At 63.2% G+C, this 26,523-nt stretch carries 24 protein-coding genes; 8 read left to right on the top strand and 16 right to left on the bottom strand.

The window, feature by feature from the left end:
- The first annotated feature begins 126 nt into the window (after positions 1 to 126).
- From NKJ94_RS08295 to NKJ94_RS08270, 6 genes are read left to right on the top strand one after another with little or no spacing between them, the layout of a single operon-like run.
- Positions 127 to 609: a (2Fe-2S)-binding protein gene (locus tag NKJ94_RS08295; RefSeq protein ID WP_352524198.1), complete on the top strand. Its 483-nt coding sequence runs from the start codon at positions 127 to 129 to the stop codon at positions 607 to 609.
- Between the two features lie 13 nt (positions 610 to 622).
- On the top strand, positions 623 to 1,990 hold the full coding sequence (locus tag NKJ94_RS08290) for a xanthine dehydrogenase family protein molybdopterin-binding subunit (RefSeq protein WP_352524197.1): 1,368 nt from the start codon (positions 623 to 625) through the stop codon (positions 1,988 to 1,990).
- A gap of 1 nt (position 1,991) precedes the next feature.
- A complete protein-coding gene (locus tag NKJ94_RS08285) occupies positions 1,992 to 2,996 on the top strand; it encodes a xanthine dehydrogenase family protein molybdopterin-binding subunit (protein ID WP_337145651.1) in 1,005 nt (334 codons plus the stop codon).
- Between the two features lie 9 nt (positions 2,997 to 3,005).
- Entirely contained in the window at positions 3,006 to 3,887 is an 882-nt protein-coding gene (locus NKJ94_RS08280; RefSeq protein ID WP_352524196.1) for an AAA family ATPase, read from the top strand.
- A complete protein-coding gene (locus NKJ94_RS08275; protein ID WP_352524195.1) occupies positions 3,884 to 5,017 on the top strand; it encodes a vWA domain-containing protein in 1,134 nt (377 codons plus the stop codon). Before NKJ94_RS08280 ends, NKJ94_RS08275 begins: the two co-directional genes overlap by 4 nt.
- Complete coding sequence (locus NKJ94_RS08270) at positions 5,017 to 5,904, top strand: amidohydrolase family protein (RefSeq protein ID WP_352524215.1); 888 nt, start codon at positions 5,017 to 5,019, stop codon at positions 5,902 to 5,904. Before NKJ94_RS08275 ends, NKJ94_RS08270 begins: the two co-directional genes overlap by 1 nt.
- Before the next feature lie 210 nt (positions 5,905 to 6,114).
- Here NKJ94_RS08270 and NKJ94_RS08265 read toward each other — a convergent pair whose 3' ends face one another.
- The 7 genes from NKJ94_RS08265 to NKJ94_RS08235 all read right to left on the bottom strand — a co-directional run bounded on the left by NKJ94_RS08265 (position 6,115) and on the right by NKJ94_RS08235 (position 15,292).
- Positions 6,115 to 6,522: a carboxymuconolactone decarboxylase family protein gene (locus NKJ94_RS08265; protein WP_352524194.1), complete on the bottom strand. Its 408-nt coding sequence runs from the start codon at positions 6,520 to 6,522 to the stop codon at positions 6,115 to 6,117.
- Positions 6,523 to 6,739: 217 nt separating this feature from the next.
- The gene (locus NKJ94_RS08260) at positions 6,740 to 8,236 is read right to left on the bottom strand and encodes a sugar ABC transporter ATP-binding protein (protein WP_352524193.1); all 1,497 of its coding nucleotides are present in this window, start codon (positions 8,234 to 8,236) and stop codon (positions 6,740 to 6,742) included.
- Positions 8,236 to 9,294 carry an SMP-30/gluconolactonase/LRE family protein gene (locus tag NKJ94_RS08255; RefSeq protein ID WP_352524191.1) on the bottom strand — a complete coding sequence of 353 codons (1,059 nt, stop codon included), beginning with the start codon at positions 9,292 to 9,294 and terminating at the stop codon, positions 8,236 to 8,238. The genes NKJ94_RS08260 and NKJ94_RS08255 overlap by 1 nt, the downstream gene beginning before the upstream one ends.
- Entirely contained in the window at positions 9,291 to 11,414 is a 2,124-nt protein-coding gene (locus NKJ94_RS08250; RefSeq protein ID WP_352524189.1) for an ABC transporter permease, read from the bottom strand. The genes NKJ94_RS08255 and NKJ94_RS08250 overlap by 4 nt, the downstream gene beginning before the upstream one ends.
- 82 nt (positions 11,415 to 11,496) lie before the next feature.
- Positions 11,497 to 12,522 carry a sugar ABC transporter substrate-binding protein gene (locus tag NKJ94_RS08245; protein WP_352524188.1) on the bottom strand — a complete coding sequence of 342 codons (1,026 nt, stop codon included), beginning with the start codon at positions 12,520 to 12,522 and terminating at the stop codon, positions 11,497 to 11,499.
- 60 nt (positions 12,523 to 12,582) lie between these two features.
- A complete protein-coding gene (locus NKJ94_RS08240; RefSeq protein WP_352524186.1) occupies positions 12,583 to 13,569 on the bottom strand; it encodes an ABC transporter permease in 987 nt (328 codons plus the stop codon).
- 280 nt (positions 13,570 to 13,849) lie between these two features.
- On the bottom strand, positions 13,850 to 15,292 hold the full coding sequence (locus NKJ94_RS08235; RefSeq protein ID WP_352524185.1) for a DHA2 family efflux MFS transporter permease subunit: 1,443 nt from the start codon (positions 15,290 to 15,292) through the stop codon (positions 13,850 to 13,852).
- Positions 15,293 to 15,524: 232 nt separating this feature from the next.
- Here NKJ94_RS08235 and NKJ94_RS08230 point away from each other — a divergent pair, with 232 nt between their 5' ends.
- Positions 15,525 to 16,526 (top strand): ornithine cyclodeaminase family protein, encoded by a 1,002-nt coding sequence (locus NKJ94_RS08230; RefSeq protein WP_352524183.1) that lies wholly within the window; start codon positions 15,525 to 15,527, stop codon positions 16,524 to 16,526.
- Complete coding sequence (locus NKJ94_RS08225; RefSeq protein WP_352524182.1) at positions 16,523 to 18,004, top strand: HAL/PAL/TAL family ammonia-lyase; 1,482 nt, start codon at positions 16,523 to 16,525, stop codon at positions 18,002 to 18,004. The genes NKJ94_RS08230 and NKJ94_RS08225 overlap by 4 nt, the downstream gene beginning before the upstream one ends.
- Before the next feature lie 51 nt (positions 18,005 to 18,055).
- On the opposite strand, the gene NKJ94_RS08220 is transcribed toward NKJ94_RS08225, so the two are convergent.
- The 9 genes from NKJ94_RS08220 to NKJ94_RS08180 all read right to left on the bottom strand — a co-directional run bounded on the left by NKJ94_RS08220 (position 18,056) and on the right by NKJ94_RS08180 (position 26,515).
- The gene (locus NKJ94_RS08220) at positions 18,056 to 18,856 is read right to left on the bottom strand and encodes a 3-methyl-2-oxobutanoate hydroxymethyltransferase (RefSeq protein WP_352524180.1); all 801 of its coding nucleotides are present in this window, start codon (positions 18,854 to 18,856) and stop codon (positions 18,056 to 18,058) included.
- Between the two features lie 37 nt (positions 18,857 to 18,893).
- Entirely contained in the window at positions 18,894 to 19,181 is a 288-nt protein-coding gene (locus tag NKJ94_RS08215) for a MocE family 2Fe-2S type ferredoxin (RefSeq protein WP_352524179.1), read from the bottom strand.
- Positions 19,182 to 19,250: 69 nt separating this feature from the next.
- On the bottom strand, positions 19,251 to 20,339 hold the full coding sequence (locus NKJ94_RS08210) for a fatty acid desaturase family protein (protein ID WP_352524178.1): 1,089 nt from the start codon (positions 20,337 to 20,339) through the stop codon (positions 19,251 to 19,253).
- Positions 20,340 to 20,430: 91 nt separating this feature from the next.
- Complete coding sequence (locus tag NKJ94_RS08205; RefSeq protein WP_352524177.1) at positions 20,431 to 21,612, bottom strand: aldose 1-epimerase family protein; 1,182 nt, start codon at positions 21,610 to 21,612, stop codon at positions 20,431 to 20,433.
- Between the two features lie 34 nt (positions 21,613 to 21,646).
- A complete protein-coding gene (locus NKJ94_RS08200; protein ID WP_352524214.1) occupies positions 21,647 to 22,429 on the bottom strand; it encodes an ATP-binding cassette domain-containing protein in 783 nt (260 codons plus the stop codon).
- Positions 22,426 to 23,430 (bottom strand): ABC transporter permease, encoded by a 1,005-nt coding sequence (locus tag NKJ94_RS08195; protein WP_352524176.1) that lies wholly within the window; start codon positions 23,428 to 23,430, stop codon positions 22,426 to 22,428. The genes NKJ94_RS08200 and NKJ94_RS08195 overlap by 4 nt, the downstream gene beginning before the upstream one ends.
- Before the next feature lie 60 nt (positions 23,431 to 23,490).
- Positions 23,491 to 24,432, bottom strand: coding sequence for a sugar ABC transporter substrate-binding protein (locus NKJ94_RS08190; protein ID WP_352524174.1), 942 nt, complete (start codon positions 24,430 to 24,432; stop codon positions 23,491 to 23,493).
- A 37-nt stretch (positions 24,433 to 24,469) separates the two neighbouring features.
- The gene (locus tag NKJ94_RS08185; RefSeq protein ID WP_352524173.1) at positions 24,470 to 25,384 is read right to left on the bottom strand and encodes a sugar phosphate isomerase/epimerase family protein; all 915 of its coding nucleotides are present in this window, start codon (positions 25,382 to 25,384) and stop codon (positions 24,470 to 24,472) included.
- A gap of 42 nt (positions 25,385 to 25,426) precedes the next feature.
- Positions 25,427 to 26,515 carry a Gfo/Idh/MocA family protein gene (locus NKJ94_RS08180; RefSeq protein ID WP_352524172.1) on the bottom strand — a complete coding sequence of 363 codons (1,089 nt, stop codon included), beginning with the start codon at positions 26,513 to 26,515 and terminating at the stop codon, positions 25,427 to 25,429.
- Between the last annotated feature and the right edge of the window lie 8 nt (positions 26,516 to 26,523).

Below are 26,523 nucleotides of genomic sequence, written 5' to 3'. Positions count from 1 at the left end.
ATCGCCTGTGCGTGTTACGGCAACCATGCCCTGCCGGTCCTTCTCGGCGGGTTGCTGCTGGCCTGAAATAACCGGTTGGGGGGGGCGCGCTTCCCAAAACAGGCAAAGCGCGCAAGGGAGGAAAACATGGCAAAGGTCCCGGTTCAGTTCACGCTCAATGGCGCCGAAAAGGCCGAATTCATCGACAGCGGCACGACACTGCTTCATGCGTTACGCGACAAGATCGGCGATACCTCGCCGAAGGGCGGCTGCCACCAGGGCACTTGCGGCGCCTGCTCCGTCATCATCGACAGCGAGCTCCGGCTATCCTGCCTGACACTGGCCGAGACCTGCAACGGTGCTGCCATCACCACGACATCAGGCCTTTCGGAAGGCGGCGTTCTGCATCCGCTGCAGCGCGCCTTCCTCGATGCGTTCGCCACGCAATGCGGCTTCTGCACGCCAGGCATGATCATGGCGGCCAAGGTGCTGCTCGACCACACGCCGGAGCCCAGCCGCGACGAGGTGGTCGAGGCGCTGTCCGGCAACATCTGCCGCTGCACCGGCTACGAGCCTATCATCCAGGTGGTGTTGACCGCCGCGCGGTCCAATTCGCAGAACGCGGCTTGAGGGAGTCAGGAAAATGGAACTCCGCAAAAGCTATTTCGCCGACCAGCGCAAGGACGATCTGCATGAGATCGGCCAACCGCGGCCACGTTCGGATTCACCTGGCCATGTCACCGGCAAGACGGCCTATTTCGCCGATCGCAATTTTCCCGGCATGCTGCATCTGAAGATGGTTCGCAGCCCGCACCATCATGCGCGCATCCGCAGCATCGACACGTCCGAAGCGGAAAAGCACCCGGGCGTCGTCAAGGTGCTGACCGCCAAGGACGTGCCGCACAATGTCTACACCATCCTGATCCTGATCCAGATCGGGCCGGAGGACGAGACGGTGCTGGCCGACGGCAAGGTGCGCTGGAAGGGCGAGGCGGTGGTGGCGGTGCTGGCCGAAACCGAGCGCGCCGCACAGGAGGCCGCCGCCAAGGTCAAGGTCGACTACGAGGTGCTGCCGGCCGTGTTCGACATGGAGGAAGCGCTGAAGCCCGGCGCGCCGATAGTGAACGAATATCACGGCCAGAACTATTACCTCTATGACAGCGGCGAATGCCGCAAGGTGCGCTTCGGCGATGTCGAGGCAGGCTTCGCCGGGGCCGACCACGTGCTCGAACAGACCTATCAATCGTCGCCGATCGAGCATGCGCCGACCGAGACGACCGGCTGCATCGTCGCGCCCGAGGGCAATGACCGCTTCACCTGCTACACCAACACGCAGGCGATGTTCTTCACCCTCGACAACGCCTCGATCATCCTGCAGATGCCCGGCAACAAACTGCATTTTGTCGGCGGCACCGTCGGCGGCGGTTTTGGCGGCAAGGTCGATGTCATCGTTGAGCCAATCGCCATCCTCGGCGCCAAACTAACCGGGCGCCCGGTTTGTTTCATCTACAGCCGCGAGGAGGAGATGCAGATTTCCTCGCCGCGCGCGGCGGAAAAAGTCGTCATCAAGGATGGCGTCATGAAGGACGGTCGCATCGTCGCGCGGAAAGTGACCGGCTACACCGATGCCGGCGCCTATTCGCGCCATTCGCCCTATGGCGCACAGAAGGGCGCCGGCCATTATCCCGGGCCGTATACGATCCCGAATGTCTGGATCGACACCTACTGTGTCTACACCAACCGCACCCCCTCCTCCGCCATGCGCGGCTTCGGCGTCACCATCGGCGATTTCGCGCTTGAAGTGCAAATGGACAAGCTCGCCCGGCTGATCGGCATGGACCCGCTCGAATTCCGCTTCGTCAACGCCTATCGCGACGGCGACATGAAGGCGCATCGCCAGCCGACCGAGGGTGCGGCGCTGATCGAGTGCATGCAGGAAGCCTCGCGCGCCGCCAACTGGCCGGTGGCGGAAAAATACCTCTCCATGTCGTCTTACGCGAAGGGAGCTTGAGATGGCGATCAGGCGCGGACGCGGCGTCGCCGCAATCAACTACCCGACCGGCATGAATCTCGGCGGCGACCCGACCCAGGCGCTGGTGCATTCGACGCCGACCGGCAATTTCATGGTCACGCTGTCCAGTGTCGATCTCGGCCAAGGCATGAAGCAGATCATGGCGCAGATCTGCGCCGAGACGATCGGCGTGCCGACCGATCGCGTCGTCGTCGACACCGCCGACACCGACACCGGCCCGCACTGCATGGGCACCTTCGCCTCGCGCGGCACCCACCGCGCCGGCAACGCCGTCATCCAGGCCGCCAGGGAAGCCCGCCAGGTGATGCTCGAAGTGGCGGCCGAGGAGCTGGAAGTCAATGCGTCCGACCTTGAGACCGACGGCCAGGGCAACATCCTGGTCAAGGGCGCGCCGCAGAAATCGATCTCGATCTTCGATGTCGCGCTGTCGGCGCATTTCAAGCGCGGCCGCTCGATTTCCGGCCGCGGCATGTTTTTGATCCCACGCTCGTACCCGGAGAAGGAGACCGGCGCGATGAAGCCGTCGACCTGCTATGCGCATGCCTGCACGGTGGCCGAGGTCGAGGTCGACGACGAGACCGGCGAGGTCACCGTGCTGACGGTGAAGAACGTGTTTGAGATCGGCCGTGCGCTGAACCCGAAAATGGTTGAACAGCAGCTCGTCGGCGGTTCATGGATGGGCATCAGCCATGCGCTCTACGAAACGACCGAACCCTATTATCCCAACCGCGACCATGGCGGCACCGATTTCAACCAGTATCTGATGCCGGGGCCGGGCGATCTTGCCGAAACCGAGATCATCGTGCTGGAACGGCCCTCGGCGGACGGGCCGTATGGCGCCAAGGGGCCGGGCGAGATGTGCGCCAACCCGCAGATCCCGGCGGTGGCCAACGCCGTCTTCGACGCGGTCGGCGTGCGCATCGATACGCTGCCGATCACGCCGGAACGCATCCTGCGGGCGCTGAAGGCGCAAGCATCGAACTGAGTGTTGGAAATGCCCAAGAGAAGTGCCGAGACAGTCGCGACCTCGCCGGAGGCGGTCGCGTCGCGCCTCGCCGCCTCGCGCTATCTGGCCGATGAAAGCCTGGCGACCGCTATCTTCCTGGCGATAAGGCTGGGCAAGCCGCTGCTGCTCGAAGGCGCGCCCGGCGTCGGCAAGACCGAGGCCGCAAAAGCGATAGCTGACGTTCTCGGGCGCGATCTGGTTCGGCTGCAATGCTATGAGGGCATCGACGCAGCACATGCGCTCTACGAATGGAACTACCAGCGCCAGCTGCTCGCCATCCGCCATGCCGGCGAGCACGAGATCGACATCTACGACGACCGCTTTCTGATCGCGCGGCCGCTGCTGCAGGTGCTGAAGGCGCCGGAAAAGCGCGTGCTGCTTGTCGACGAAATCGACCGTTCCGATCATGAATTCGAAGCGCTGCTGCTGGAGTTCCTGTCCGATTTCCAGATCAGCATTCCCGAGCGAGGCACCATTCGCGCGACGGCGCAGCCGATCGTCATCCTGACTTCGAACCGCACCCGTGAGCTGGCGGAAGCGCTGCGGCGTCGCTGCGTCTATCACTGGATCAGCTATCCCGATGCCGGGCGCGAGGCCGAGATCATCATGCTGCGCGCTGGCGACGTCGCCAAGGCCACGGCGCGCGCCGTGGCCTCTGCCGTCCGCGACATCCGCGCCCGCCCGCTGGCCAAGCCGCCCGGCATCGCCGAGGCGGTCGAATGGGCCAATGCCGCCACCATCCTCGAAAAGGGCGGCAGCCCGTGGCCGGAAGCGTTTCGCCGCGCCATCGGCGTGCTGATCAAGGACGAGGAGGACCTTTCCTGCATCGCGCCCGAGCTCGGCAAAATTGTCGAGGAGGCGCTGGCGTGAGTGCCGCAGCCCTGCCTCAAGGGGCGAGGCCCTTCCTCGGCTTCGGCCGGCTGCTGCGCCGCTACGGCTTCCCGGTGGCGCCCGAGCAGGTGTCCGGTTTCATGCAGGCGGTGACGCTGCTTGGGCCGCGCTCAATGAGCGACATCCATGAGGCGGCCCTTGCCATGCTGGCGCCACCGCCCGACCGCCGCGACGAATTCGAGGCGTATTTCCAAAGCCATTTCTATGGAAGCAGCGCGGTCCTGGCCGAAGGCGACAGCGACGAGGAAACCCGGATCAAGGACGATGGCGGATCGAGCGAACAGGAAATCAAAGTGATCCGCCAGGAGGAAGGCGGCGAACTGTCTTCGGCCAGCGAACAGTTGAGCGTCCGCGAGTTCCAGCGCGACAGCGACGGGCTTGCCGCCTTCCGCCGCAAGCTCGCAACCGCTTTGCCCGCCCGCCGCTCCTTCCGCACGGTGCGCACGCATTTGCGCGGCAAGCTCGATCTGCGCCGTTCGCTTAGGGAGATCGTCAGTGCCGACGGCGATGTGCCGTCGCCGCTGCTGCGCAGGCGGCAGAGCGTGCCGCGCAAACTTCTCATTCTGATCGACGTGTCCGGCTCGATGAAACTCTACACCGCCGACTACCTCAAGCTGGTGCATGCGGCCGTGCAAGGCGCCGACCGAGCGGAGGTATTCACTTTCGGCACACGGCTGACCCGCATCACCTCGGCGCTGCGCATTCGCGACCGCGACCAGGCGCTCGCCCGCGTGGCCGCGCAGGTCGACGACTGGGACGGCGGCACCCGCATGGGGCCGACGCTGCTCGCCTTCCTCTCAGTACCGCGCTTTTCGGCATTTGCACGCGGGGCGGCGATCGTCATCCTGTCGGATGCGCTGGAGCGTGGCGACCATGCCGAGCTGGAGATGGCGATGCGCCGGCTGAGCGCCCGCGCCTATCGGCTTTCGCTGGCAACGCCATTGGCCGGCGATCCGCGTTTCCAGCCGGCCACGGCAGCACTTCGCGCCATCCTGCCGGTGCTCGACGATCTGGTCGACGGCTCGTCGATCGCCGGCCTCACCGATTTCATCCTGTCGCTCGCCCGCCCTGCCCCGGCGGCCGCGGCAATCTGGACGAGGGTTTCATGATGCAGAAGGCGATCGACGCGCATTTCCACATCTGGCGCCGAGAGGACCAGCCCTGGCTGCGCGGGCCGATGGTGCCGCGCATCTTTGGCCCTTACGAGCCGATCCGCCGCGACTATCCGATCGAGGAATTCCTCGCCGACCAGCAAGGCTCGGGCGTCGAGAAGGCGGTCTATGTGCAGACCAACTGGGCGAAGGAGGATTTCGAGAACGAGGTCGCCTTCCTGCAGAAGACCGCGGAAGAAACCGGCTGGCCGCACGCCATCGTCGGCTATGCCGACATGACGGTGGACGACGTGCGTCACCAGATCGACCGGCTGATCAAGTATCCGCTGCTGCGCGGCGTGCGCATGCAGCTGCACTGGCACGAAACGCCGGCCTTCCGCTTTGCCCCGTCCGCCGATCAGGTCATCGACCCGAAGGTGCGGGCCAACGTGGCGCGGCTGAAGGACTATGGCCTGTCCTTCGACCTGCAGCTTTTCCCGGCCCAGATGAGAGACGGGTTGACGCTGGTCGGCGACAATCCGGAGACCAATTTCATCCTCACCCATGCCGGCATGCTGACCGACATGGAGCGGGAGACCACAGAGGCCTGGAAGGCCGGTCTGCGCACGCTGTCGGCGGCGCCCAACCTCTATGCAAAACTGTCCGGCCTCGGCACCTTCGTCCACCGCAACGATCCGGCGCTGATCGCCTATATCGTCGACAACGCGATCGACATCCTCGGCAGCGATCATCTGATGTTCGGCTCGAACTTCCCGATCGAGAAGTTGTGGACCAGCCATTCCGAGCTGATCAAGGGGCACCGGGAAGCGGTGGCGAAACACGGCGCGGCGGCCGAGGCGGATATTTTCTGGAACACGGCGGAGAAGGTATATCGGCCGGCGTGAGACGCGCAGACCTCCCCTTCTCCCCCTGTGGGACAAGGTGGATCGGCGCGAAGCGCCGAGACGGAAGGAACGCGACGGAGGAAATATAAAGCAATTTAAGCACTTACGCTTCAATGTTGCGATCCTTCCGGCACCCCTCATCCGACCGAGCTTCGCTCGGCCACCTTCTCCCACAAGGGGAGAAGGGAAGGCGCCGCGTCTCGCCTCGCCTCACCTCACCTCAAACTCTGGATCGACCGGAACCTGCATCGCCGTCACCAAATGATTGGTCTGCCCGGCCAGCCCGATGATCGCCACCAGTTCGCCATGCTGCGCGTCGGTCATGCCCTTGGCGCGGGCCGCCGCCGTGTGGGAATGGACGCAATAGGAGCAGCCATTGGCGGTCGAGACCGCGATGTAGATCATCTCCTTGGTCAGCGGGTCGATGACGCTGTCCGCGATCATCACTACCTTCAGCTGTTCCCAGATCCGCTTCAGCGCTGGGGGATCATTGGCCAGCCCACGCCAGAAATTGTTGACGAAATCGGATTTGCGCGTCGCACGGATGTCGTCGAACACCGCCTTGACCGCCGGGATTTTTTCCACCTCGGCATCGCTCAGAAGTCTTGTGGTGGCCATGGCATTTCCTTTCGCTTGATCGTCGTGTGAATTGAATCAGGCCTTGAGCAATCGCTGCCAATCCATTCGCTGATTCACTTTTCCGGCGGCGACGTAGAGATTCAGGTCAGGCCGAGTCGAAAATGGTGGATTCCGAGAACCGGAGCGGAGCGTACTTTTCGTACGTGAGCACCGGAAGCGCAGGAAGCCGCCATTTGCAGGCCGGCCTCAGCTGAATCTAGTGAACCGCCGCATACATGATCTTCTCCTCCGTCGCCTCGGCCGGCGAGAACTCCTCGACGATGCGGCCCTGCCGGCAGACCAGGATGCGGTCGGACAGGTTCATGATCTCAGGCAGGTAGGACGAGATGACGACGACTGCGAGGCCTTCATCGGCCAGCCGGTTGATGATCTGGTGGATCTCGGCAATCGCGCCGACATCGACGCCGCGCGTCGGCTCGTCGAAGATGACGATGCGCGGTTTCTGCACCAGTCCCTTGCCGATCACCACCTTTTGCTGGTTGCCGCCCGAGAGCTCGACCACGCGGGCATTGTCGTTGATCGCCTTGACATTCAGCGTCTTTGTCCATTCGGCCGAGAGCGTCCGCATCTCCTGCGCGTTGATCACCCAGCCCTTTTCCCGCCCTGCCGCCAAAAAGCCGCCGAACAGGTTCTCGGCGACGTCCATGGTCTCGAAAATCCCCTCGCTCTTGCGGTCTTCGGTGACATAAACGATGCCGTCCGCCACGGCCTCGCTGGGCACGAGATAGCGCACCGGCCGGTCGTCCAGCTCGATAGTGCCGCCGCGCAGGAAGTCGCGCTTGTAGATGCCGGAGACGATCTTGAACGTCTCGGTGCGGCCCGAGCCGATCAGTCCGAAGACGCCGGTGATCTGGCCCTCGAAGATCGAAAAGGAATTGTTGCGCACGACATTGCTCATCGAGATGTCCTGCACCGACAGCACTTTCTTGCCGGGCTTGCGCAGTTTCGTTTCGTCGCGCTGGCTGTAGAGCTGTCCCGAAAGCGTGCGCCCGACCATGGCGGCAACGATCCTGTCGCGATCGAAGGCGGCGGTATCGTCGGTGATCACCAGTTCACCGTCGCGCAGGATGGTGATGCGGTCGGCGATATCAAGCGCCTCTTCGAGCGCATGACTGATGAAGACGATCGACACACCCCTTCCCTTGAGCCGGCGGATCAGTGCGAAGAAGTGCCGCTTTTCCTCTGGTGTCAGCGTCGCTGTCGGCTCGTCGAAGATGATGATCTCGGCATTGTGGTGGACGGCGCGCGCGATCTCGACCATCTGCCGCTTGGCCGCACCCAGCGTCGCCACAATGGCGTTCGGATCGACGGGAAAGTTCAGCGATTGCAGGAACTGCTGCGCCGAAATGTAGGTGCCGCGCAGTCGGTTGAGAAAGCTTTCGGTACCCAGATAAAGGTTCTGCGCCACCGTCATCGACGGCACCAGGCTGGTCTCCTGGAACACCATGGCGATGCCGGCTTGAAGTGCCGCATGCGGCGAGGCGTAGGCGATCTCCTGGCCCTTGTGGAACATCTTTCCCGATGTCGCGTCGACGACGCCGGCGATGATCTTGGTCAGCGTCGATTTTCCCGCACCATTCTCGCCGAGCAGCGCGTGGATCTCGCCCTTGCGCAGCTCGAAGCTGACACTCTTCACCGCGGGCACACCGCGATAGGTCTTGGTCACGTTCTCCAGGCGGACGATCGGCTCCATCAGCGATGCCCTCCTGAAGCCAGATCGATGGCCAGCAGGCAATCGCCGCCTTTCGAAGCGATGAACAGACGACCGTCCCGTTCCATCGCGCTGCAAATGCCGTGGCGCGTGCCGTTGGCGCGGCTGTGCAAACTGTGCTGCGGCTGCATGTCCCGGTCGAGCTTGACCACCAGCCCGTAGGAGCGGCTCGGCGACCACGGCTTGTGGATGCCCATGGTGCGGATGCCGCCGCATTGCAGCGGCTCGAGGAAGCTTCGGTTGGAGGCGAGCGCCGGCGCGATCCAGTGTTGCGGCGGCACTTGCGTCAGCATGTCGTTTCGATAGTGCGTTTCCTGCAGTACGAATTCGATCAGACGGTTGCGCGGCGCAAACAGCGTCAGCCAGGCGCCGCCATCGGCGGCAGGCGACAGCCGTGCGGGATAGCCGGGCAGATGCGCCAGCACCGTCGAGCGGCTGCCTGTCGCGCCATCGAAGCGGACAAGTTGATGGCGCCAGCTCTCGCTGACCAGCACATCCTTGCCGGCAGGATGCAGCCCATAAGGAAAGGCGATGTCGCCGGCGACCTTGCGGAATTCGCTGCCCGCCGGTTCACGCTTCCACAGCGAACCCGATGCCCCCTTCTTCATCAGGTCGGCAGCCCATTCCGACGGCGCATGTTCGGCCGAGCCATTGGCCAGCCAAAGTGCGCCATCTGCCGCATAGGCGAGTGCTGTAATGCAGCGGATCTCTGCCGGCAGGGGAGCCTCCTTGCCGGCAATCAAAAGCTTGCCGCTTTCGAGCCCCACGGTCAGTTCGCCGGCGGGCGAAAGCGCAAGCGCGGTAACGCGCGAGGGAAATGTCTCAACCATCGTTGGCGCGCCAGCGGCGGCGGCCGTGTAGACGGCATTGCCGCTGGAGGCCATCAACCGGCCGTCGGCGACCAGCAGATTGTCGGGCTCGGTCAGATCGGCAAAATCCGGCGCATCGTCCAGCAGCGTATTCGGCCTGAAGGCACCGTCAAGCGGCGGGATTGTCACCGCCTTGCCGCGAAAGATGTCGAGGATCGGGTCCAGCATCATGGCTTGGCACCCCAATAGGAAGCGGGGCTGGTCCAGTTCGGATCGGCGCCGGCAATCCTGTAGCGGCCGATGCGGTTGTTCAGGATACCGCCGACGAAGAGATAGCCCTTGTGCTCGCGCATCGAGGTCACCATCGGATGCGTGGCGCCCGACAGGTCGCCCATCGCTTCGACGATGCCGCCCGTCTCGTTGAATTTCACCACACCTCCGGTGTTGATGTTGGGGAACAGCCATTCGTCCTGCGGCAACCGGCGCGTCATGCGCTTGCGCATGTCTGGATGGCGCAGCGACAGGTCGAAGCTCGGCGTGCGCATGCCAAGCCAGGCCATCCAGTAATTGCCGTCGGAGGCACGGTTGATGTTGTCGGGGTAGCCAGGCATGTCGCGGATGACGCATTCAGCGGTGCCCGCCTTCGGCCCTTCCAACCAATAGCGGTGCACGCGGCAGGCCCAGCTTTCGGCAAAAAACAGCGACTTGCCGTCATGCGCCATGCACACCCCGTTGGTGTAGCGGTAGCCGTCGAGCAATGTCTTCGTCGAACCGTCCTTCGGGTCATAAACGAGCAGCCGCCCGGTGGCGCGGTTCTCGATCGAATCCAGCGCCCAGTCGTGCGCGTCATAGCGCTTGGTGGAGTCGGTGAAATAGATGCGGCCGTCCGGCGCGATATCGCAATCATTGGGATCGCGCAGCCGCGCATCGTCGACGATCGAGGTCCAGGAGCGCGACGTTTCCGCCGAAAGCCGCTTCACCTCCCGCTCCGGTGAGACCGAATAAAGCCCCATCGCGCCGACGCAGCTGATCAGATTGCCTGTTTTGTCGAAGGCCAGGCCGAGCGGAAAGCCGCCAATATGGGCAAAGACCTCGGAGCGTTTGTAATCCGGTGCGAAGCAACGGACGATCTCGCCATGCCTGGTGCCGCAATAGAGATGATCGTCGCGGTCGAGGATGACGTCTTCCGGCCCTTCCAGCTCGCCGAGCCCGACATGGTCAGCCTCCGAGAGCCGGTTGTCGAGTTCGAAAGGGGTGCCGGAGCCCGGTGCCGCCGACTGCGTTGCGCCCATCTTCAGATAGACCGGTGCGACGTAGACCTCGTCCAGCACCTTGTGTCGGTTCTTCAGCCAGCGAATGTCGATCGTGACCGCGACCGCCAGCATGATGCCCAGCACCATCTGGTTGGTGCCGGTGCCATAGCCCAGCCGAATCAGCCCGTTGGTCATCGTCAGCACGATGATCGCGCCCATCAGCCCCTTGATCACCGAACCGCGGCCGCCACCCAGACTGACGCCGCCGACGACCGCCGCCGTCAACGCCATGACCTCAAGGTTGAGGCCTGTGCCCGGCCCTGCCCCGCTCAGCCGGCAGGCAATAAGGAAGCCGCCGAGCGAGGCGCAGAAGCCGGAGAACACATAGGTCATGAACACGGTGCGGCGCACGCGGATACCGGCATTGTGGGCCGAGCGCCGCGACCCGCCTACCGCCTGCACATGCCAACCGGGCCGCGAGCGCGTCAGCGCGACGTGGGTGATGATGGCCAGGATAATCGCCGCCCACACCGCGACCGAGAGGCCCCAGAAGGTATCGTCGCCGATGAAGTCCAGCACATCCGATGTGGCATTGGAAAGCTGGACGTCGGCGGCATAGGTGGTGACCAGTATGTCGAACAGCGCCCGGCCGAAAATGAAGGTGACCAATGTCGTCAGAAAAGCGCGCAGCCTGAAATAGCCGATCAGATAGCCATTGATCGCGCCGAACAGCAGGCCGGAGGCGATCGAGGCGGCCAGCGCCAGCCACACCGATTGTTCGAGGATGAAGAAGACAAAGACCGCGGAAAAACACGACAACGCGAAGATCGAGCCGACCGAAAGGTCGATGCCGCCGCCCAGCATGACCACCGTCATGCCGGTGACGACCAGCGAGAACTCGCCGAGCTGGCGGGTCGATTCCTGCAGCGACATCGGCTTGAAGAAGCCCGGAATGATCGAACCGAACGTCGCCAGCGTCGCCACCAGCGCCAGGAAAGGAATGGCGTTGTCGGTCCAGCGTTTGCTCAGTATCTCGCCGACGAGGTGGTCGGGCACGAGATTGTAGCGCCAGGACTGAAGGCGTTCGCGAAAGGACATCGGTTGCTGCTGCCACTCAAGAGAGAAAGAGGCGGCCGAACCCGGTCCGGCCACCTCGTCGATGCGTGCAACGGACCGCGGTTTACTTGGCCGCAGCTTGGGCTTGCAGTGCTTTCAAGTCCCAGCAGCTGTCTGGCTTGAGGTCGGCCTTGGTTGTCGCCTTCTCCAGCGTGTAGATGTAGGTGTGCGACGTGCCGGCCGGCTGGCCGCTCTGCAGCAGGAATTTGATGACGGCATTCATGTCGCCCGACTGGCGGGCAAGATCGGTCATCACCACCGCGCCATAGGTGCCGTCCTGCAACTTGTCGCAGTCGGCGGTCTTCTCACCACCGCCGGTGGTGACCAGGAACACCTTGCCGTCAAGCTTGGCGTCGCGGATCGCAGCCGAAGCACCGGTCGCGTCGCCGTCCCAGAAATCGATGATGGCGCAGATGTCGGGGTTCTGCTGCAGCATCGTCGTCGTCACATTGCGCGAGGTCGTCGCATCCCAGTTGGAGTCCGGCTTGGCCACGACCTTGAAGTCGGGGTTCTTGTCCAGGACCTTCATGATGCCGGCATATTGGTAGAGGCTCGACGAGTTGGCCTGGTCGCCCTGCACCAGCCCGATCTTCTTGGAGGAGTTCGGCCCACAACCCTTGATTGCCGCTTCGGCTTCGAGCTGGCCGAGCCGATCCCAGTCGCTGCCGACAAAGGCATCGGCCGGGAAGTTCGCCGGATTGTCGACCAGCAGGACATAGGTGCCGGCGGCCTGCGCCTTCTTCATCAGCTTGGCATAGGAGTTGAGGTCCGGCGAGTGGATGATCAGCACGTCCGGCCTGGTGTCCGACGAGATCGCGTCGGTTATCGCCTGCGCGCCCGCATCGACCACCCAGTTCGGATCGCGCGTTTCGAAGATGCCGCCCCAGGCCTCGACCTCCGTCTTCAGGAAATGCGCCCAGCCCTGTGCCAGGTCGAAGCCCATGGCCATCGGAACCAGCATCACGCGCTTGCCCTTGAGCGCTTGCGAATAGGCGGCCGGACCCGGATCCTCGGCGGCGAAGCTTGGCGCCACGAAGGCGGAGACAGCAAGCGCTGCCGCGGCAGCCATAAATGTCCCGATGATTCTCATGTCACATCCTCTGGTTTGGTTATTGTCGTTCGCGGCCGGCCCCCAACCGTCCGCCTCAGTCTAAATGTCGCCTTGCTGGGCGGTCTGCTCGTCGCGCGGATTGATGAAGCCGTCGACGATGATCGCCGCCAGCAGGATCGCCGCCTTGATCAGGTTCTGATAGAGCAGCGGAATGTCGATGATGGTCATGGCGTTGAGCAGGATTCCGATCAGCGCGGCACCGACCAGCACGTTGCGCACCCCGCCCCGCCCGCCCGACAGGCCGATGCCGCCGATCACCGCCACCAGCACGATGTCGTAGAGCAGCGTGGAGTTGACGATACGGGTGTTGATCGAATGCAGGCTCGCGGCAGTGAGCAAGCCGGCCACCAGCGAGACCAAGGCCGACAGCACATAGCGCAGCACCAGCATCGGGCGCACCGGAATGCCGATGTTGCGCGCCGCGACCGGATTGTCGCCGGCGAAATAGACGTAGCGGCCCCATTTGGTGTAGCGCAGGAACAGGAAAAAGGCGAAAGCCAGCCCGGCGAAGACAAAGACCTCGACCGGGATGTCGAGGAAGCGCAGCCCGCCCAAAAGCTCGACCCAATGGCCGGGCGGCACCGGCACGGCGTCCTGCGTGATCAGTTGCGAACGCACATAGCCGAAGACGAAGGACGCGGTCGCCAGCGTCACGAAGATCGCCGGGACCTCGGCGTAGGCGACCAGGATTCCGTTCAACAGCCCGATGGCGAGAACACCGGCGAGCACATAGGCGAAGGCCAGCCCGTCGGACGTCCCCGAATTCAGCAGTTGCAAATACCACGCGACCGACATGGCCATGATCGCCACCGCCGACAGATCGATGCCTCTGCCGATAATGACGACCGCCATGCCGAGGGCCAATATGCCCAGCACCGAGACCGAGCGCACGATGGCAACGAGATTGTTCGAGTTGATAAACCCGGGCAGCCCGATCGCAGCGGCAATGAACAGCACAACCGCGATGGCAAAGACAATGCCCTCCTGGTTCAGGCTTCTCCAGTTTAGCCAGCCGATCGCGTTCATTGCCCGCTTTCACCCGCGATGGCTACGCCCTGCTCCCTCTGCGGCCATCGGAACGAAAGCTAATCGGCTCAAGACCAATTCGTCAAATGAATCCGCGCATTGCAGGCCGGCTTGCGAGGAAATTCTGCTGTTGGGCGCATTGATTGGCGACGCCGGCGCAATGCCCGGAACTCAAGCACTTTTGCAATTGATCGTGCCGATCGAACCGCTGGCGAAGGTTCGCTCCAAGACGAGCGGAGCAAGCAGAATTTATGTCCGCGCTCGCCGCGGAGTTCCCGCGTCAAATCCGCAAAACATGGCCCGAGACCTCGGCGCCGGCGGCCTTCGGCAACGCCAGAAAGCGAAACGAGGCGACGAGCCCGATTGCGCCGATCACCAGGAAGGCAAGGCGGAAGTCGACGAGATCGAGCGCCGCCACGCCCCTGGCGATCTGCGACAGGTTGAGCAGTGCCGCCGCGACCGCTACGCCGAACAGCATCGCCACCTGCTGCAGCATACTGGACAGCGTTGCCGCCGAACTGCGCTGCGGCGAGGCCACGTCGGCGAAGGCCAGCGTGTTGAGCGCGGTGAACTGCATCGAACGCGACAGTCCGGCGATCAGCATCAGCACCACCACCAATGCTTGCGGCGTCTGGGGCGAAAGCGCTGCGCAAGCCATGATCGACAAAGAGGCGATCACCCCGTTGACGATCAGCACCGAACGGAAGCCGAAGCGCCTCAGCGTCGGCGTCGTCACCGCCTTCATGCCGAGATTGCCGAGGAAATAGGCCAGGATCATCATGCCCGCATCGACCGGGCTCAGGCCGAAGCCGACCTGGAACAAAAGCGGCAGCAAGAATGGCGTGGCGTTGATGGCGATCCGGAAAATCGTGCCGGCCGACAGCGTCGAGATGGCAAAAGTCTGCACCTTGAACGCTGTGAGATCGAGCAACGGATGGTTGGCGCGTCCCAGATGCCGCGCCGCCAGCCAGCCGACCAAAATGCCCGTGCCGAGCAGTGCCACGGTCGGCAACACACCGTCTTCCGGATGCGCGATGCGCTCGAGGCCATAGAGCATCGAGGCGAGCCCGACGGAGGTCAGCAGGAAGCCCGGCCAGTCGAGCGGCTTGGCCCCGGCTTCGCGGTCGCCAGGAATGAAGCGGGCGACCAGCAACAGGCCGGCAACGCCGAGCGGAATGTTGATGAAGAAATTCCAGTGCCAAGAGAGATAGGTGGTGATGAAGCCGCCAAGTACCGGCCCGACCACCGGCGCAAACAGCGCCGGCCAGGTGATCAGCGCGGTGGCGCTGAGAAGCTCGGATTTCGGCGCATTGCGCAGCACCAGGATGCGGCCGACCGGCGTCATCAGCGCGCTGCCCAGGCCCTGAACCGCGCGCGCCGCGACGAATTCGGTCAGGTTCTGTGAGATGCCACAGGCGATCGAGGCCAGCGTGAACAGGGCGATCGCCACGAGGAAGATGTTGCGCGCGCCGAAACGGTCCGCGAGCCAGCCGGACAGCGGCACGAACACCGCCATGGTCAGCATATAGACGGTGATGCCGATGCTCATCGCCACCGCCGGCACGCCGAAGGATTCTCCCATCTGCGGCAGCGATGTCGAGATGATCGTCGAATCCAGAAGCTGCATGAAAAAGGCGACGGCGACAATCAACGCCACCCGCCGGGCTTGCTGCGCCGCCGTCGTGGCTTCGGGCAAGGGGTCGTTTTCGGGAATGGCGGTCATGCGCAGAACTGTCCGAAGGGAATTTTCTCCCGCTCCATCGGCAACCGCCCAATTGTCCGGCAAACCGATGACGCACCGGTTTCAACAGTATTTGGGCGGCGTCGTCCAGACATGGGCAACAAACTTTCATGTGACATCGCAGCCGGTTATGCGATGACTTAGCCCTGCCGCCGAACCGGCCTTTTACAATCCGCGATGACGCTTCGCTCTTTCTGACCAGGAATCTTCTCGCATGAAGCCCATCTATATCGATTATCTGAACGCCCTCGACATCGATGCCTTGGCAATGACTGACGCCGAAATCATCGGTGCGGTCGAGGCGGGCCTGGTGGCGCAAGGCAACGGCCAGACCGTGATCGAGCCGCGCGTCCATCTTGAGCCGGACCCGTCCTTTCACGGTCATTTCAATGTGCTCCGCGGCTACGTCGCGCCGCTCGATGCTGCCGGCGTCAAGATCGTCGGCGACTATGTCGACAATTATCTGCACGGCCTGCCGTCGGAATTCGGCATCCTCAACCTGTTTGACCCGCGCACCGGCACACCACGTGCCATTCTCGACGCCACCGTCATCACCGACATGCGTACCGGCGCCGTCACTGCGATTGGTGCGAAACATCTGGCGAAAAAGACGTCAAAGATCCTCGGCCATATCGGCGCGCGCGGTACCGCCTACTGGAACGTGCGTCTGCTCGATCATCTGTTCGACTTCAACGAGATCCGCGTGCATTCGCGCCGACCGGAAAGCCGCGACGGTTTTGCCGCCAAGCTGTCCGCCGATCTCGGCAAGCCGGTCACGGCCGTCGCCGACTGGCGTTCCTGCATCGAAGGCGCCGATATCGTCGTCGAGGCCTCGCGGCTGCCGGAACCGCAGCCGCTGCTCAAGACAGAATGGATCAAGCCCGGCGCGCTGGTCGTGCCCTACGGCACGATGAGCGCGGTGGAGCTGTCGCTGACCGATATTATGCAGAAAATCGTCGTCGACGACTGGGGCCAATGCAAGGGTGGTAAATTCGGCTCCTTGCGCGCCCATGTCGAGACAGGACGGCTCAGCGAAGAGACGCTGCACGCCGAGCTTGGCCAGATCGCCGCCGGCCTCAAGCCTGGGCGGCAAAGCGACGACGAGACGATCCTGTTCTGGCATCGCGGCCTGTCGCTCTCCGACATCGCACTGGGCAAGGCAATGCTGGCCAAGGCGCAGGTGCAAGGCATCGGCCAGCGGTTGCGCTTCGCATGAGCTCGCTCGTCCTCACCGGGTCCGGCGTCAGCGTCGAAGACGTCGCAGCGGTGGCCCGCGACGGCCGCAAAGTCGAGGTGGCGCCTTCGGTTATCGACAGGCTTCACAAAGCACGAAAAGTGCTCAATGACGCCGCCGCATCCGGGCAGCAGATCTATGGGCTGAACACCGGGCTTGGCGCCAATCTCGGCACGTCGGTGAGCGGCGACGCCAGCGCCTTCCAACGTCAGTTGCTGGAGGGACGCAGCGGCGCTATCGGCGATGCGCTGCCGCAAGAGATCGTGCGCGCGACGATGCTTACCCGCGCATCGATGCTTTCGGCCGGCGGTTCGGGCATTTCGCCCGACGTGTTTGTCGCCTTGGTCGAGGCGCTCAATACGGGCGTCCATCCGGTTATGCCGTCGCTGGGTTCAATCGGCGCCGGTGATCTGGTGCTGATGGCAGCACTTGGCCGCATGCTGATCGGCGAAGGCGAAGCCGACTATCAGGGCCGGCGCATGCCGGCGGCCAAGGCGCTGACGTTGGCGCGCCTCGCCCCCGTCAGCCTCGCACCCAAGGACGGACTGTCGCTGATCAACGCCTCGGCCGTGGCGGCCGGCAGCGGCGCGCTGGCGGTGGTCGATGCACTGTCGGCCTTGGCACAGCAGCAGCAGGCCGGCGCGCTGACCATGGAAGGCATCGGCGCCAACCAGACGATCCTCGACCCACGCCTGCAGACGGCACGGCCGGCGGCTGGCCAGGAAGAAGCAGCAAAAGGCCTGCGCGATCTACTTGCCGGTGAGGAAGGGCCGGCGCCGACTACCTTGCAGGATCCGCTGTCGATCCGCTGCATGCCGTCGATCCATGGCGCGTTGCTACGGGCGATCGATCAGGCGCGGCAGGCGGTCGAGATCGAAGTCAACGCCGCCGCCGACAATCCGCTGGTGCTGGCCAACGACAAGCTGGTGCTGTCGACCGGCAATTTCCACACTGCGTCGCTGTCGCTGGCCTTCGAGACGCTCGGCCTGGCGATCGCTCAAGCCGCAGCCGCCAGTGCCGCCCGCTTCATCCAGCTCACCGGCTCCGGCCGCCACGGCCTGCCCAGATATCTGTCGCCGATCGGCGGTGCTTCGGCCGGTTTCGTGCCGCTGCAAAAGACCGTCACGGCGATTCTCGCCGCCATCCGCCACAAGGCCAACCCGGTGATGCTTGATTTCCTGCCGGTTTCGGAGGGCGTCGAGGATCACGCGACCCAGACACCCCTGGCCATTGCGAAATGCGCCGACATGATCGGGCTATGGCGGCGGCTGATCGCCTTCGAACTGATGGCCGCGGCACAGGCCGTCGACCTGCGTGACGGGCTGACACTGGCGCCGGGCACGGCGGGAATTCATGCAGCGGTGCGTGCCCTCGTCGCGCCGCTCAAGGAAGACAGAGCGCTGGGCATTGACGCCGAGGCGCTTTACGCTGCACTGGCTACCGGAACATGGCGGCCATAGCCGGCCGTCGCATATGCCGGCTGACGATGAGCAAGCCCTGGCCGGCGTGTCTCATCCGGCGTCGAGCTTCTCCAGGAACAGGCTGAGCTGGTCCGGATCCATATGCACCACATGCCTGTCCTCGGGATATGCCAGGCTGTTCACATCAGCGACATATTCGGAAAAGGCGGCGATGCGTTCGGCCTGCAGGCGGTCGTATTCGGCGGCGAAATTGCGATAGACCTTGGAATGGCGAGGCATGTGGCCCCGGTTCTGGCCAAGTATGTCGTCGGCGAACAGATACTGCGCGTCGCAGCCGGTGCCCGCCCCCATCGACAGCATGACCAGCGAGGTGCGTTCCGAGATTGCCTTGGCCACCTCCACCGGGACCACTTCGATCTCGGCGCCGATCGCGCCGGCGGCCTCCAGCTGTTTCACCGCCTCGAACACCTGCATGGCGGTGTCTGCGGTCTTGCCGACAGCCTTGAAGCCGCCGGTCCAGGTGGCGCGTGACGGGATGAGGCCGACATGGCCGATCACCGGAATGGCATCGTCTGCCATTCGCTTGATGGTGGCATAGCCGGCGCTGCAATAGACCGCATCGGCGCTGGCCTTGTAAAGCCGGAACGCCCAGCGGACGAAATCATCGGCGGTGCCGATCTCGAAGAAATTCTCGCCCGGCATGGTGAACAGGCTGGGTGCCGCATCGCGGTACTGCGGATTGAGCACCAGCTCCGGCGGCACCGAGACGATATCGACGCCGGCGCGTTCGGCGGCCTCGGCCTCGTCCATCGTCAGCACGCGCAGCATCGTCAATTGCCGCTTGCCCTTCATGGCGCGCAGGTCTGCAATCGTGGGTCTTTTCCGGCTCATCGATTCTGGTCCCCTTTGTTGCATGTATGGAGGGCGGTTAGGCGATCTGGATCATCACCTTGCCAGCTTCGACCTTGACCGGATAGGTGTTGAGGTTGACACAGACGGGAGCGCCTTTTGCCTGGCCGGTCTTGTAATTGAAGCGGCCATTGTGCTTGGGGCATTCGATGATGTCGTCCATGACAAGCCCATCGGCCAGATGCGCCTTCTCATGCGTGCAAAACCCGTCGGTGGCGAAGAATTCATCGTCCGGCGAACGATAGATAGCGAAGGGGCGGGCGCCATGGGCGAAGTGGATGACATCCACATCGTCGACATCGTCCAAGGCGGAAGCTTAGTCCCAATCGGCCATTTCTGCTTCTCCTGAAATTTCTGCGTTGCGCTGGTGCGGTGCCTATTCAGCCGCTGCCGACATGTTCACTTCGTGGAACTCCCCACGGTAGGGGCGCGCCGTCGGCGGCAGCTCACGCTTGAGGAAGTAGTCCTCATAGTTGAGCTGCCTGAGCAGGACCGGCCAGACCTCGCGATAGGCATGCCATATCGACGGGTTCGGCTCAGGCAAATCGTGCTTGATCAATTCATGCAGCCTGGGCAGCGCGTGATAGGGCACCATCGGGAACATGTGATGCTCCACGTGATAGTTCATGTTCCAGTAGATGAACCGGCTGATTGGGTTCATGTACACGGTCCTGGTGTTGAGCCGGTGGTCGACAACGTTGTCGGCCAGACCGATGTGTTGCAGCAGGCCGGTCAGCACCATGTGCCAGGTGCCGTAGAGGCGCGGTACGCCGATGAGCACCACCGGCACCCACGACTGCATGGTGAGGGCGAGCGCGATCGTGGCGATGTAGATGGCAATATGCCAGCGCGCGGCGATGACGGCCTTGTGCTGTTCCATCTCAGGCACGTAGCTTTTCTCGTCGGGCGTGAGCTTGCCGAACGCTTGGCGTACCAGCGCCGGAAGCGAATAGCGAAAATCAAGGATACCGGTGAAAGCGAGCGCTGCACGCAACAGGTCCGGCGGGCGCATCACGGCTATCTCTGCGTCGCGGCCGACGATAATCGTGTCGGTGTGATGCCGGGCATGGCTCCAGCGCCAGGTCACCGGGTTGCGCATCAACATGAAGCTGGCGATCTGGTAGACCACATCGTTCATCCAGCGTGTGCGGAAAGCCGTGCCGTGGCCGCATTCATGCCAGCGCGAGTCGCTGGAGGAGCCGTAGAGCACGCCGTAGACGAAGAAGAACGGCACGCACCACCAGGTGCCCCAGAAATAGACGCCACCGGCAGCGGAGCCCAGAATGGCGACGATCCAGATGATCGTGTCACGGATCGCCGGGCCATCTGAGCGTTGCATCAACTCCTTGATCGCCTTGCGGGGGACGTTGGTGTGATACCACTCCGCCGAGGCAAGCCCGGTTTCGATCGCAATCCGCGTGCTTTCGCCGACCAGGCTGTAATCGCGCTTTACCTTGCCAGCCATTGTGACCTCCAATTCCCGATCGGCCGCGAGCCCTCCCCGCTCGGGCAGGAACCAGCCTCCCAACTGGTGTCTCCTATCGTCCTCGCCATTATCACGACCTGCCTCCAAGAACAGGAAAATGGCCCGACGGCCCCGGGTAGTCCTGCTGCGGCTGTCTGGCAATCGCCGCGATCCGGCCCTCCGCATCGGCGATCTCGCCGACACCGTCGAGAACTCGGAACACCGCATCGTAGGAGCGGCTCTCGCCGTGCTCCAGCCAGATCATCTCGCCGCGTTCGCGCGCGGCCAGATTTCCCAGCACATGATGCGTCGACGGCTCGATCCCAAGCGCGTACTGCCCGGCCTGGAAATTCTGCCATTGGTAGGCGCAGGGCAATTGGTCCTTGCGCGTGACCACCTCGAAGCCGAGACCGAGACTGTCGTTGACCACCGCCACCGGCACATTGCCGGCGCCGTCGGCGCCGAGTTCGTGCTGCCAAACCTGTTCCTTGAAACCCAGTTGCGGCGCCGGCACCGTGCGATAGCCGACCTTCTGCGCTTCATAGCGCTCGCCGGCATGCCCGGCCCAGATCACGTCGCGGATCGGCGCCAGGTAGCGCGCCCCCTGATCGAGCACCGGATAGCTGACATTGATGTGGTAGAAATACATATGCGGCGTCCGGTTGAAGCCGTGATTGACGACACGGTCCGAAAGCCGGATCTCGTTGCCGCCGACATCGGCCTCGATCCGGCGCAGCAGATGCAGATCCTCGCCGAATACAGTCGATTGCTGGACGATGCCTTCCGCCCACAGCACGCAGCGGTCGCCTTCCCAGGTCTCACCATAGCCGGTCAGCCGCGCCGGGATGGTGCTGATGCGGCCATGCAGCGAATGGCGCACCGTCTTCTTCGGCGGATAGTTGTAGGTGTCGGCCGGTACTTCGTTCATGAACAATATATGGTCGAGGCCGCAGGTCAGCAGAAGGCCGGAGAACGATCGCGCCCACGCCAATCCCTCTTCGCCTTCATACTCGTGCAGGCCCGGATGGCGAAAACCGCTCGGCGAGTGCCAGCCGATCGCCTGGCCCTTGAAATCGCAATCGGCGATATCGAGCGCCCGGTCGACAAGCGCGGTGAAGCGCAGGCCGGAGCCGGTGCGGAATTCCAGCATGCGGATGCCGCGCTCGACGCCATCGCCCAGCGTCATCAGCCGCACGCCGGCGAACTGCGACAGCATGCCGGACCGCTCCGAAACCTGCCGGCGCGACAGCGTCTTGCCGTAAAGCTCTACCATGTGACGGCCAGTTCCTTCACTTCGCTCCCGCCCTTCACTTCGCCCTCGTCTCTTTCAGCAGGGCCGACATATCGGCGCCGGTGATGATGCTTTCCACGGTCAGCAGGTCGGTATCGGCGACCGTCTGTTCGGCGACGATCTCGCCGCGGCGCATGACGATGATGCGGTCGGCGACCTGGAAGACGTGATGGATGTTGTGGGTGATCAGCAACACCGAATGGCCGGCGTCGCGCACCTCCTTGACGAAGCGCAGTACGCCGTGTGTTTCCTCGACGCCGAGATTGTTGGTCGGCTCGTCGAGGATGATGACCTTGGCGGCAAACTGCATGGCACGCGAAATCGCGATCGACTGACGCTCGCCGCCAGACAGCGTGCTGACCAATGCATCGGCGTCGAGTTTTTTCGAAATGCCGACGCGCTTCAAAAGCGCCGAGGCGGCGTCGCGTAATTTGGCGAGATCGAGCGGCGCGAACACGCCGAGCCATTTGAGGTTGACCGGCTCACGGCCGAGGAAAAGATTGCGCGCGATGCTGAGGTCCGGCGCCAGCGACGTGTCCTGGTGGATGGTCTCGATACCAAAATCCATCGCATCGCGGGCCGAGCGGATGGAGACCTTCTGGCCACGCACATAGATGTCGCCGCGGTCGACGGGAAACACGCCCGAGATCGCCTTGATCAACGTCGATTTGCCGGCGCCGTTGTCGCCGAGCAAGGCCACCACTTCGCCCTCGTTGAGCGTGAAGGAGGCGCTCTTCAGCGCACGCACGCTGCCGAAGGACTTTTGAAGGTTCTGCAGCCGAAGCACTTCCATGATCAGCTCCTGGCGGCGTTCTTTTGCAGCAAAGCGTGCAGGATGAGCATGGCAAGGATAATGACGCCGACGAAGATGTTGTAGGCGAGGCCCGGCACGCCGATCAGCACGATGCCGTTTCGGATGCTGCGCAGCATCAATGCGCCGACGATCGTGCCGAGGATCGTGCCGCGCCCACCGGTCAGCGCCGTGCCGCCGACCACCACCATGGCGATCACTTCGAGCTCATAGCCGGTACCGGCCACCGGCGAGGCGGCAGAGATACGGAAGGCGCTGATCATGCCGGCGAGACCGGCAAGCACCGAGGTCAGGATGAACAGCCAGATCTTGACCGCATCGGCCGGCACGCCGCGCGCCACGGCAGCGTTACGGTTCGAGCCGATGGCGCTGATCCAGTTGCCAAGCTTGGCATACCGCAGGATGTAGATCGCCAGCAGCGATAGGCCGATGAACCACCACAAGGACGTATAGAAACGGAACGTTCCGATATTGAAGCTGCCGGCCAGCAGCGTCACGAAAAAACCCGGCTGGTCCCAGGATTTCAGCGGAAAGCCTTGGGTGATGTAAAGCGCTGCCCCACGCACCACGAGCAGCATCGACAGTGTCACCAGGAAGGACGAGATGCCGATCTTGGTGACGATCAGCCCGTTGATCGCACCGATCGCTATGCAGAGCAGCAGGCCGGCCAGCAGCGCGACGCCAATATCAAACCCGCCGTTCTGCACCAGCAGCATGACGACGACCGGCGCCAGCCCGAACACAGCGCCAACCGAAAGGTCGAACTCGCCCGCCGTCAGAAGCAGCGTCATGCCGAGCGCGATGATGCCGAGCTCGGGCAGGAACGCCATCATGTTGGAGATGTTGAGCGGCGACAGGAAATTCGCGTCGGCGATCGCGAATACCGCAAGCAGGACGATCAGGATGACGAGCGACGAGAACTGCGGCGAGCGGATCAGGCTCGACCTGCGTTTGGCACGCGGCATTTCCTCTTCTGCGGCAATTGTCATGACAACTCGACCATACGCCAGGGTGACGCCCGCCGCCTGCGCGGCGAGCGTCAGTTCCAATCACTTGTTGTAGAGTTTCAGGATCGGTTCGACGCTTGAGGCGTCGTAGAGGCTGAAGGTGTGAATGTCGTAGCCGATCGGTTCGCCCGCGGCGGCGAGACCGAGCAGCGCCACCGGCATGAAGCCTTGCGCCGATGGGAACTGCCAGGCAGCCGCGTTGATGAAGCCGGACTTGACTGACTCGGCGGTTTCCTTCGAATTGCCCCAGCCGACGACCGGAATCTTGCCGGCCGGCACGCCGGCGCCGTCGAACACCCGCTTGACGCTGGCCGCCACGGAATCGCCGAGCGCGATGATTGCCGGCGGATTGTTGGCCACCATATAGTCCGTCATCTTGGCGATGATGCCGGCCGGATCGGTGCCGCAATCGACCACGTCATATTTGATGCCGAGCGGATCGAAGACGCTGGCAATGCCTTCCGTCTCGAGCTGCTGGTAACTGGCGCCCGGCACTTCGACCGGCAGGAACACCTTGTCACCTTGCTTCACCATTTTGTGGTCGACCAGATATTTCGCCCAGATGACACCGGCTTCCTTGAGGTCGGCGCCGACATAGGCTTGCCGGCCGGTCGCCGGATCGTCGGTGTTGAAGAACACGATCGGGATGCCGGCCGCCTTCGCTGCCTTGACCTCCTCAGTCCACAGGCCGGGCTGCGCCGAGGTGGTGGCGATGCCGTCCGGCTTGGCGGCGAGTGCGGAGTTAAAGGCCTCCTTCTGCGCCGCCATGTCGCCACCGCTGAACGAGATCTTGCAGGTCACCTTGAGCTGGTCGCAGGCCTTGATGGCGCCGGCATTCCAATCGATCCAGAAGGCATCCGACGGGCCGCCATGCGACAACAGGTAGAACGTCTTCTGGCCGTCCTGCGCCAGCGCCGGCGTAGCCAGCGCCACACTGGCAAGAACGGTCGCCGCGGACGCGATTTTCAACGCGAATTTCAACATTTCTCTTCCTCCCTTGTTTCGTAGCCGAACCGCGCCATCATAGTCCGTTGGCGATGAATTTCCCGTCGAGGAATTTCTTGGCGCGCGGCACGTCGTCTTCCGAAAGATGCTCGATGATGACCGGGATGTTCGGGTGCTTTTCGGCCAGTCGCTTGAGATAGAGGTCGTAGTTCAGCGAACCGAGGCCGGGCGCCGGCAACTCGATCTCGCCGACGCCGCGGAAAGTGTGGCTCTCCAGCGCATCCTCGTCGCCAATGTCGGCGTGCTTCTCCGACTTGTCGCCGCCTGAGCGCTTGACGTCCTTGGCGTGCGCGATTTTGATCTTGTCGGTCAGCGTGTCGAACACCTGGTTCAGGATCTGGTCCATCCTGTCGATGTTGTGGGTTTCGAAATAGTTGGTCGGATCCATCAACAAGCCGAGTCCAGGATGGTCGACCTGCGCGAACATCTTCACTGTCTCCTCGACCGAGCCGACGACATTGTTGACATAGGTTTCGAGCAGGAACACCGCGCCGTGGTCATAGGCAGTCTGGGCAAGCTCGGCGATAACCTTGCGGCATTCCTCAAACCCTTCCTCGGTCTTGTTCTTCGGGTGATGCACCCAATCGGACTCGGTGTTGTAGGTACCGGTTTCCGAGATCACGTAAGGGGTGCCGAAATGGCGTGCGTTACGGATAATCTCCTTCAAATAGCCGACGCGCCTCTCGCGCTCCGCCGGGTCCGGATGGATAATATTGGTGTAGCCCGACACACAGCAGATCGGCAGATTGTGATCGCGGAACGTATCGCGGACAGTCTTGGCCTTGTCCTTGGTGATCTGCCCAGCCGACAGATCTATATCCTTGAAATGCAGGTCGAGCTGCACGGTGTTGAAATCGAGCGCGCGGATCTTCTGCGCGGTTTCCTTGAGGCCATACGGGAAATAACCCGTGAAAATACCTGCCTGCATCATGGTGTGAAGTCCTCCCTGTAAGTGATTCAGTCGCCTGGTGTTTCAGTTGATCGAGATTTCGGAAAGCTTGACTGTGCGGCCTTTGTCGATCGAACGATAGCCAGCTTCGACCAGCGCCATGGTCTTGACGTTGTCGGCGACCGAGAGCGCCGGCGGCGTGCCCGTCTTCACGGCGTGCTGGAGCTGCTCCATGACGCCGATGAAGGCATGCGGGAACCACATCGTGTCCCAACTGGGTGTTACCCACTTGCCGTCGGTGGTCTCGGTCGAGGCATAGGTCAGGGTCGAGGCAGAGCCTGTCGGCCAGCCGATGGTGCCCTTGGCGACGCCCTTGGTGCCGTCGACGCGCCAGTTGATATGCTGGTCGTCCTTGTAGCCCTCCTGGCGCGGACCCGACCAGACATCCTCCAGCGATACCGCGAGCACGCCGGACGGGAACTTGATCGTCGACACGGTGATGCCGTCCGAATGATCGAAGTGGGTGCGCGGGTCCTTGCGGGTCAGCGTCGTAATCTCGTCCGGATCGCCGAACAGGAAGCGCAGTACGTCGAGATGGTGGACGCTCATATTGGCGAGTGTCAGCCGGTCGTAGTCCTCGAGGAAGCTCTGCCAGTGCGGGATGGCATGCATGTCGATCTGCGCGAAGACGATGTCGCCGAGCGCGCCGCTGTCGATGATCTGCTTCAAGACGCGCATCGACTGGTCGTAGCGCATGTTCTGGTTGACCGAGAGGATCTTGCCGGCCTTGGCCGCCTCGTCGCGCAGCTTGACCGCTTCTTCGACCGACAGCGCCAGCGGCTTCTGCGCCAAAATCGCCTTGATGTGCTCCTGCTTCAGCGCATGGCGGATCAGCGCCGGTTGCTGGTCCGGCGGAAAGGCAAGATCGATGATCTCGACATTTTTGTCCTCGATGAGCCGTTCCGGCGTGTCGTGGACGGTCGGTATATCCCAGCGATTGGCGACCTTTTCGGCGCTGCCTTTGGTCCGCGAGGCGATCGCCACCACCGGAAAACCGGCTTCCTTGTAAGCGGCAAGGTGACATTCGGCCATGATCATGCCGGCGCCGACGCAGCCGATCTTGTATTCCCTGGTGCGGACTTTAACGTCCGGCTCGAAGCCGCTGCTTGCCATATGTTCCT

This window comes from Mesorhizobium sp. M0060, from assembly GCF_040323155.1.
Classification (GTDB): Bacteria; Pseudomonadota; Alphaproteobacteria; order Rhizobiales; family Rhizobiaceae; genus Mesorhizobium.
Note: the sequence above shows the minus strand (reverse complement) of the source record. Positions and strands in the feature narration are given on the sequence as shown.

Coding starts and splice junctions, on each gene's coding strand:
- NKJ94_RS08260 (WP_352524193.1), bottom strand. CDS start 8,236: ATGGAGCCGATCGTCCGCCTGGAGAACGTGACCAAGACCTATCGCGGT.
- NKJ94_RS08245 (WP_352524188.1), bottom strand. CDS start 12,522: ATGAGAATCATCGGGACATTTATGGCTGCCGCGGCAGCGCTTGCTGTC.
- NKJ94_RS08295 (WP_352524198.1), top strand. CDS start 127: ATGGCAAAGGTCCCGGTTCAGTTCACGCTCAATGGCGCCGAAAAGGCC.
- NKJ94_RS08220 (WP_352524180.1), bottom strand. CDS start 18,856: ATGAGCCGGAAAAGACCCACGATTGCAGACCTGCGCGCCATGAAGGGC.
- NKJ94_RS08290 (WP_352524197.1), top strand. CDS start 623: ATGGAACTCCGCAAAAGCTATTTCGCCGACCAGCGCAAGGACGATCTG.
- NKJ94_RS08190 (WP_352524174.1), bottom strand. CDS start 24,432: ATGTTGAAATTCGCGTTGAAAATCGCGTCCGCGGCGACCGTTCTTGCC.
- NKJ94_RS08185 (WP_352524173.1), bottom strand. CDS start 25,384: ATGATGCAGGCAGGTATTTTCACGGGTTATTTCCCGTATGGCCTCAAG.
- NKJ94_RS08280 (WP_352524196.1), top strand. CDS start 3,006: ATGCCCAAGAGAAGTGCCGAGACAGTCGCGACCTCGCCGGAGGCGGTC.
- NKJ94_RS08255 (WP_352524191.1), bottom strand. CDS start 9,294: ATGATGCTGGACCCGATCCTCGACATCTTTCGCGGCAAGGCGGTGACA.
- NKJ94_RS08180 (WP_352524172.1), bottom strand. CDS start 26,515: ATGGCAAGCAGCGGCTTCGAGCCGGACGTTAAAGTCCGCACCAGGGAA.
- NKJ94_RS08230 (WP_352524183.1), top strand. CDS start 15,525: ATGAAGCCCATCTATATCGATTATCTGAACGCCCTCGACATCGATGCC.
- NKJ94_RS08270 (WP_352524215.1), top strand. CDS start 5,017: ATGCAGAAGGCGATCGACGCGCATTTCCACATCTGGCGCCGAGAGGAC.
- NKJ94_RS08235 (WP_352524185.1), bottom strand. CDS start 15,292: ATGACCGCCATTCCCGAAAACGACCCCTTGCCCGAAGCCACGACGGCG.
- NKJ94_RS08240 (WP_352524186.1), bottom strand. CDS start 13,569: ATGAACGCGATCGGCTGGCTAAACTGGAGAAGCCTGAACCAGGAGGGC.
- NKJ94_RS08285 (WP_337145651.1), top strand. CDS start 1,992: ATGGCGATCAGGCGCGGACGCGGCGTCGCCGCAATCAACTACCCGACC.
- NKJ94_RS08205 (WP_352524177.1), bottom strand. CDS start 21,612: ATGGTAGAGCTTTACGGCAAGACGCTGTCGCGCCGGCAGGTTTCGGAG.
- NKJ94_RS08225 (WP_352524182.1), top strand. CDS start 16,523: ATGAGCTCGCTCGTCCTCACCGGGTCCGGCGTCAGCGTCGAAGACGTC.
- NKJ94_RS08265 (WP_352524194.1), bottom strand. CDS start 6,522: ATGGCCACCACAAGACTTCTGAGCGATGCCGAGGTGGAAAAAATCCCG.
- NKJ94_RS08210 (WP_352524178.1), bottom strand. CDS start 20,339: ATGGCTGGCAAGGTAAAGCGCGATTACAGCCTGGTCGGCGAAAGCACG.
- NKJ94_RS08250 (WP_352524189.1), bottom strand. CDS start 11,414: ATGTCCTTTCGCGAACGCCTTCAGTCCTGGCGCTACAATCTCGTGCCC.
- NKJ94_RS08195 (WP_352524176.1), bottom strand. CDS start 23,430: ATGACAATTGCCGCAGAAGAGGAAATGCCGCGTGCCAAACGCAGGTCG.